The organism is uncultured Cyclobacterium sp. (assembly GCF_963976465.1).
Taxonomy (GTDB): Bacteria; Bacteroidota; Bacteroidia; order Cytophagales; family Cyclobacteriaceae; genus Cyclobacterium.
Genome location: NZ_CAXBOC010000335.1, coordinates 1 through 6,705 on the forward strand (window position 1 = coordinate 1; position 6,705 = coordinate 6,705).

Sequence of the window (6,705 nt, forward strand, 5' to 3'; positions counted from 1 at the left end):
AATCAGAAAAGCCTTATTTTTTGATGGTTAATTTCCCGGATGCCCATTTGCCATTTCAAAATGAAGTCGAGGGGCTGCCAACCAAAAAAGTAGATAGAAATAAAATCCTTGAAACCTTACCCTTTGTGGGAGTTAATAATGAACGCTTGCTGGATCAAACAGAAGCCTACTATAATTGCATGAATCGATTGGATGAATCTATCGGAATGTTGTTGGATAGTCTAGGTGATATGTCCAATACCTGTATCATTTACCTAAGCGATCATGGGGCCCAATTTAGCAGGGGGAAACTTACCAATTATGAAGGCGGTTTGAAAATCCCCTTTATTATTTCCTATCCTGAAGTGATTAAGGAAACTGGTTCAAGCAAGGATGAATTGATCTCTGTAATTGATATCTTACCGACTGTTTTAGATCTTGCTGGGATTTCAGGTGATTTTAATTTTCCAGGTAGGTCCTTAATGGATTTATTTACAAAGGATGGGGATGGGACAAGTTGGAGGACATATCTGGGAGCAGATGGAGAAGGTGCCTCACCTGTATTTTATTACCCTAGAAGGAGTATAAGGGGGGAGCGATACAAACTTATTCAAAACATCGATGTTGGCAGAGGGGAATTTCCTGCTTTTTCCGCCTATGCTGATCCTGATTTTGGGTCCGGTGCTACGATTGAAGAAATTGCAGCTTCTGACGAAAGGATTCGTCAGGCATATGAAAGGTGGAGAAAGCCTCCTGAATGGGAGTTATATGATCTACAGGAAGATCCCTGGGAATTTGAGAATTTAGCTGATAAACCAGAATTAGAGACAGTTTTAGTATACATGAAGGAAGCACTTTCAGCTTGGAGAAGGGATACAAATGATCCGTTTTTATCAGCAGAGAAAATAAGAAAATACACCTTTGAAATGGATTCAATAAACAACCTTTACCCCGATCATAGTTACCGAAAGGTAGAGGGATTTAAATGGGATTACTTGGATTACCTAAACAAATAACCGTTAGTTATTATGAAAACCTTTTGGGCGAGTTTCTTTTTTTTCCTTTTGCCGGCCTTTTGGCTGAGTTTCTTCCCTCAGAAATCCTCAGTTAAAACGGTCAAAAATCATAAGGTGGAGATACTTCATCGCTACATTGCCATTGATAATGTATGCGCATGGCCAAACCTTACAAAGCTTGGGGAGGGGAGTATTCATGCAAGTATCTTTAACCAGCCCAGTCATGCCAGGAGAGAAGGCAGTGTGGAGGTCTGGTCTACATTGGACGGAGGCAGATTTTGGAATAAAACAGGTGTTGCTGCACAAAATGAAGCAAGTACCAACCGCATGAATGTAGCCGCTGGTAGAAACCAAGTAGGTGATTTGGTAGTTGTGGCTTCTGGGTGGGAATTAAAAGATTCAGGATCTGCGGAAGGCAGCAAAGAGCTTGTTGGCGTGCTCCGTGCCTGGGTGTCGTTATCAGGGGATGCTGGAAAAACATGGGAAATTTATAAAAATGGTTTTCCAATAGCAGAAAACGGAATGACCCAATTTATTCCTTTTGGGGATGTTTTAGAAGCGGCTGATGGAAGCTTAAGGGTACTTGCCTATGCGCAATCACTAGATAAAAGCATCAATAAAGTATCCTTTTTTAGGAGTGATGATCAGGGAAAGTCCTGGATCTGGGTGTCTCATTTAAGTGAAGGAAAAGGGAGTACATTATTCTCTGGGGAACACAATGAAACAGCCTTTTTTCAGACGGGTCCCAAAAACTGGATAGCAGCTGCCAGAAGATGGAAAGCAGGAGCTGCTATGGATTTGTTTTTGAGTGAAGACGATGGAAAAACCTGGGTATTGAAGCGTCAATTGACCGATGAACAGCAGCATCCTGGTCATATAACAGCCTTAGCAAACGGAGACCTATTGCTCACTTATGGAAATAGGAAAGAAGGTCAATTTGGTGTGGCTGCTAAGTTTAGCAAGGATAAAGGTAATACGTGGTCTGAGGAATATATACTGGTAGATGACCTTAATAGCAGGGATTGCGGCTATCCATCAAGTGTGCAGTTGGAAGATGGAAGCATTTTGACAGCCTTTTATGCTGACGGTACTGAATCGCATCAAAGGTACCACATGGGTACAATAATTTGGAAAAAACCTGATCAGCCATGAAACCCTTTTCGGCAGAAGAAATACATGGGGTTTGGGGAACTGTATTGCTCCCCATTTTAAAAGACCAGTCCATCGATTGGGAGGTTTTAGAAAATGCATTGAAATTCACCCTTGATGCCGGCTTAAATGGAATTTATACCAATGGGTCGGCAGGAGAATTTTTTAACCAAACAGAAGCAGAATTTGATAAATTAAGTGAATTAGTAGCACAGGAAGCAGAAAATGCTGGTGTCCCTTTTCAATTGGGTTGTGGACATTTCAATCCGCTCCTTTCTCTTGAAAGGGTAAAAAGGGTGAAGTCACTTTCTCCATGTGCCCTTCAGGTTATTCTACCGGATTGGATAAAAACCAATAATAAGGAAACGCTTAAATTCCTGGAAAAGACAGCAAGTACTGCAGCCCCTATAGGACTAGTGATTTACAATCCACCACATGCCAAAAAAAAGCTTCCTCCAGAGGACTATGCAAATATTTTAATGGAAGGGTTACCTGTAGTCGGATGCAAAACAGCGGGAGGGGATAAAGAATGGTATTCAAAAATGAATAACTTACCCAAGCCCTTTTCTTATTTTATCCCAGGCCATTTCATGGTTACTGGCATCACTCAAGGAGCGAAGGGGACTTACTCTAATATAGCCTGTATGCATCCTAAGGCTGTAATAAAGTGGTACCGAATGATGGGTGAAGAACCTGAACGAGCTCAGCTCATTGAAAAGCAGCTTTTGTTGTTTTTTGAGAGAGAAATATTGCCGTTGATATTGGAAGAAGGATATTGTGATGTGGCCATAGATAAATTTTTAGCCGGTATTGGGGATTGGTCAATGACTGGAACTCGATTAAGGTGGCCTTATACAGGTATTGATCCAGAAAGAATAATAAATAAACGAAGAAAATTAAATAAATATGTTCCTGAATTTTTCAAGGGATTAGATTAAAAAAATAACCTACTATCCATTATGAAAGCTAGCTTTTTACTTTTAATAGTTATTTTCCTTCAGTTGACCCCTGGTTATTCTAACGAATCGTTGAAAGATTCTTTAGAAGTAGAAAAAATTTGGGACAAGGCGCCCCACAACGCCTTTCCTGATATGATCAGGTTTAAAGGATCATTTTATATTGCCCTTAGGGAGGGGAATAACCATATGCCAGATAAAAGTGGGTCCATCAGAATCTTAAGGTCAAAAGATGGAGAAGATTGGCAAAGCGTTACCTTGTTAGAAGAAGATGACCGGGACGTTAGAGAGGCTCGATTGTCAATTAAGCCGGGCGGGCGTATTATGGTGTTGACTGCCGTTGGTGTTTATGAAGGTGGGTATAAAATTTTGTATCCCATGGTTTCTTTTTCTGATACCAAAGGAGGGAATTTTTCTTCCCTACAAAAAGCCACCATGGATATGGAGCCTTCCCTTGATTGGATATGGAGCCTGACATGGCATAAAGATGTGGGATATGGGATAGTATACCAGAATAAAGTGGAAGGATGGGAAGTGCACTTGTTAAAAACCACCGATGGGATTAACTTCAAACATGTTTCACAATTACCGATTGATGGTAATCCCAATGAATCCACTATAAGGTTTGATAAGGAGGGAAAGATGTATGTTTTGGTTAGAAGAGAGGCAGGAAATAAGATGGGGGTACTCGCTAAAAGTGACGCTCCTTATAAAGATTGGACTACCAAGAAATTAACCAAGCAACTAGGAGGGCCCAATTTTCTTTTTCTGGATAAAAATACCCTTGTTATGGGGACTAGGGATTATCGAAAAACTGGTGCCAAAACAGTAATTCATTTGACAGATCTTGAGGGAAATATCAAAAAAAGCATGGACTTACCAAGTGGTGGAGATACAAGTTATCCGGGTATGGTAATTTATAAGAATAAGCTGTGGTTTGTTTATTATTCAAGTCATGAAGAAAAGACCAGTGTTTACCTAACTAAGATTTCGCTTAAAGAATTAAGCCAATAATAATTTTTGGCTAGATAAAATAACACAACAAATTAATAAAACTCATGAAAAAACAATTGCTAATAATTGCTGTACTGATTTTAAACAGCTTGTCAGTTCATGCTTTTGATCCGGCGGATAGTACCAAAGCAGTGGCACCAGCCACTAAAATCAAAGATTTTATTATTTATCAGGATCAAAGCTATTATTCCACTTTTCCTTCTGTAGTTAAAAAGAACAATGGGGAATACCTGGTGGCTTTTAGAAGGGCCCCGGACAGAAAGGTGGTTTTCAAAGAAGACGGGAATAGTCATGTAGATCCAAACAGTTATTTGGTAGGGGTTACTTCCAAAGATGGAGAAAACTGGACTGAAGAACCAGAATTGATCTATTCACATGCCTTTGGTGGTTCACAAGACCCATGCTTGTTACAACTAAAGGATGGAACCCTTTTATGTGCCAGCTATGGATGGGCATTTTTGGAAAAAGAGGGGTTGGAAAATATTAAAAAGCCACACTTTGCCAATAAATACGGAACAGTATTTTTAGGAGGATACCTTGTTAAATCCGTAGATGGAGGCGAAACTTGGAAAGGCCCCATATACCCTCCTTCCATCGCTCCTGAAGTAAACCACGCCCCTATGGGTAATAAAGTTCCGGCCTATAACAGAGGTGCCATGTACGAAGGAAAAAGCGGAAGAATATATTGGGTAGTGGCAGCAAGTGATTCTGAGGAGAAAAGAAAAACCTCCAACTACCTCTTGGTTTCAGATGATAAAGGCAACACTTGGGAACACCTAAGTACAGTGGCCGTGGATGATGATGTAGTTTTTAACGAAGCTTCTGCATACGAAACACCAAAAGGAGATATTGTTGCTTTTATTCGTACGGCCAAATACGATGATCAAGCTGTAATTGCCAGATCCAAAGATGGAGGCAAAACTTTTGAAAAATGGGAGTCTATGGGTTTTCAAGGGCACCCCCTTCAAGCGTTAAGATTGCCGGATGACAGGGTGTTTTTAGTCTATGGCTATCGGCACAAGCCTTACGGTATCAGAGCTAGAATTTTAAATCCTGAATGTACTGATTTTGCCACTGCAGAAGAAATTATTATTAGAGAAGATGGTGGCAGTACAGATATTGGGTACCCATGGGCTGTAAATATGGGAGATAATAAAGTATTGGTTACTTATTATTTTAATACTGACAATAAGAACAGGCATATTGCTGGATCTATCCTAAAGATAAATTAAGGGAATAAGATTTATTCCGGCGGCTGAGCGGAGCCGAAGCCATAGGGAGATATTCGTCTCAAGCCTATTCCTTCGACTCCGCTCAGGAACCGGTTATTGGTTTACCTCTTGAATAATAGATGCTGTATGGGAATCTGCTGAAAGAGCGAACCCCTTCTACCTTATTTTATGAATAGGTTAATCTTGAAAAAAATAAATCTGTAATTCCGGCGGCTGAGCGGAGCCGAAGCCATAGGATGATGTATGCGTCATACCTTTTCTTTCGACTCCGCTCAGGAACCGGTTATTGGTTTTATATTTCGTACCATCTAAGCGACTTCCTGAATATTTACTGTTTTCCTAAAATCTGAGGGAGTCATTTTCTTTAGTTTTTTAAATTGCCTGTTGAAATTGGCTAGGTTATTGAATCCGCAGGCATAGGCAACCTCGACGATATTCATGTCTTCCTTCGCTAATAGTTTACAGGCATGGCCTATCCTAACGGTATTTAGGTATTCAATAAATGTGATTCGGTATTGCTCCTTAAAGTAGTTACAGAAAGTTGTGACCCCCATATTGGCCATGGCAGCTATTTCCGAAAGTGTAATTTCCTGATCAAAATTATTTAGTATATGGTTTTTTATTTTGGTAAGTCGATCAGAACCTTCAGGTTCACTTTCAATGAAGCCGGGACTTGCTAAAAGTTGGTATTCTTTATTTTGTGATAGGATATCAAATATGGACAATAGACTTGAAAGCCGCTGAATACCATTCATATGGATCATGTCTTTCATTAATTCAGTAATTTTCTCCTTAGTCTTCCCGGTAAATGCCATACCTCTACTGGCAAGGCCAAGAATATTTCGGATATTTTCCATTTCGGGAATTTGTAAGAAATCCGCACCTAAAAAATCCGCTTGAAACTGAATGACTATTGCCTCAGCTTCCTGATCTGCCTCTCCATTGGTGAAAATTGGATCATTAACCCATACATGTGGTAAATAGGGGCCCATGCAGACCAGATCACCGGGTTCAAAATTGCCGATATGATCTCCAACCATTCTTTTGCCGGTGCTTTTTAGTACCAAAACCAACTCATATTCCGGGTGATAGTGCCAAGGGCAAGGGAAATAAGTCCCTTTTTCTTTAAATACTATAAATGATTTATCAAATTCTTGGGGCAGCCTAACTTCGATGGTTTTCATAGTCTAATCAGTTAACCCTATTAATTTAGCGAATTTAGATGCAAAAGAAAACTACAGAATGGCAAAAGGTAAAATACTTGTATAAATTTAGATATAAGGGTAGGAATTTAATCCCCTTGTTCTAAAGAAAGGATGTAATACACCATAGTTTGTGCATTTTCCAGGCTGATGTGGG

General features: G+C 39.9%; 6 protein-coding genes. 5 read left to right on the plus strand and 1 reads right to left on the minus strand.

Features of this window, described 5'->3' with window-relative positions; genetic code table 11:
- The 5 genes from AAC037_RS17095 to AAC037_RS17115 form a co-directional block, all read left to right on the plus strand.
- The coding region (locus tag AAC037_RS17095; RefSeq protein ID WP_339904260.1) for a sulfatase-like hydrolase/transferase at window positions 1–995 on the plus strand (995 nt) is incomplete at its 5' end.
- A 12-nt stretch (window positions 996–1,007) separates the two neighbouring features.
- The gene (locus AAC037_RS17100) at window positions 1,008–2,147 is read left to right on the plus strand and encodes a sialidase family protein (protein ID WP_339904261.1); all 1,140 of its coding nucleotides are present in this window, start codon (window positions 1,008–1,010) and stop codon (window positions 2,145–2,147) included.
- Window positions 2,144–3,082 (plus strand): dihydrodipicolinate synthase family protein, encoded by a 939-nt coding sequence (locus AAC037_RS17105; RefSeq protein WP_339904263.1) that lies wholly within the window; start codon window positions 2,144–2,146, stop codon window positions 3,080–3,082. The genes AAC037_RS17100 and AAC037_RS17105 overlap by 4 nt, the downstream gene beginning before the upstream one ends.
- Before the next feature lie 21 nt (window positions 3,083–3,103).
- Entirely contained in the window at window positions 3,104–4,114 is a 1,011-nt protein-coding gene (locus tag AAC037_RS17110; RefSeq protein WP_339904264.1) for a hypothetical protein, read from the plus strand.
- A 44-nt stretch (window positions 4,115–4,158) separates the two neighbouring features.
- Complete coding sequence (locus AAC037_RS17115) at window positions 4,159–5,346, plus strand: sialidase family protein (RefSeq protein WP_339904266.1); 1,188 nt, start codon at window positions 4,159–4,161, stop codon at window positions 5,344–5,346.
- Window positions 5,347–5,654: 308 nt separating this feature from the next.
- Here AAC037_RS17115 and AAC037_RS17120 read toward each other — a convergent pair whose 3' ends face one another.
- A complete protein-coding gene (locus tag AAC037_RS17120; RefSeq protein ID WP_339904267.1) occupies window positions 5,655–6,530 on the minus strand; it encodes an AraC family transcriptional regulator in 876 nt (291 codons plus the stop codon).
- Window positions 6,531–6,705 lie beyond the last annotated feature (175 nt).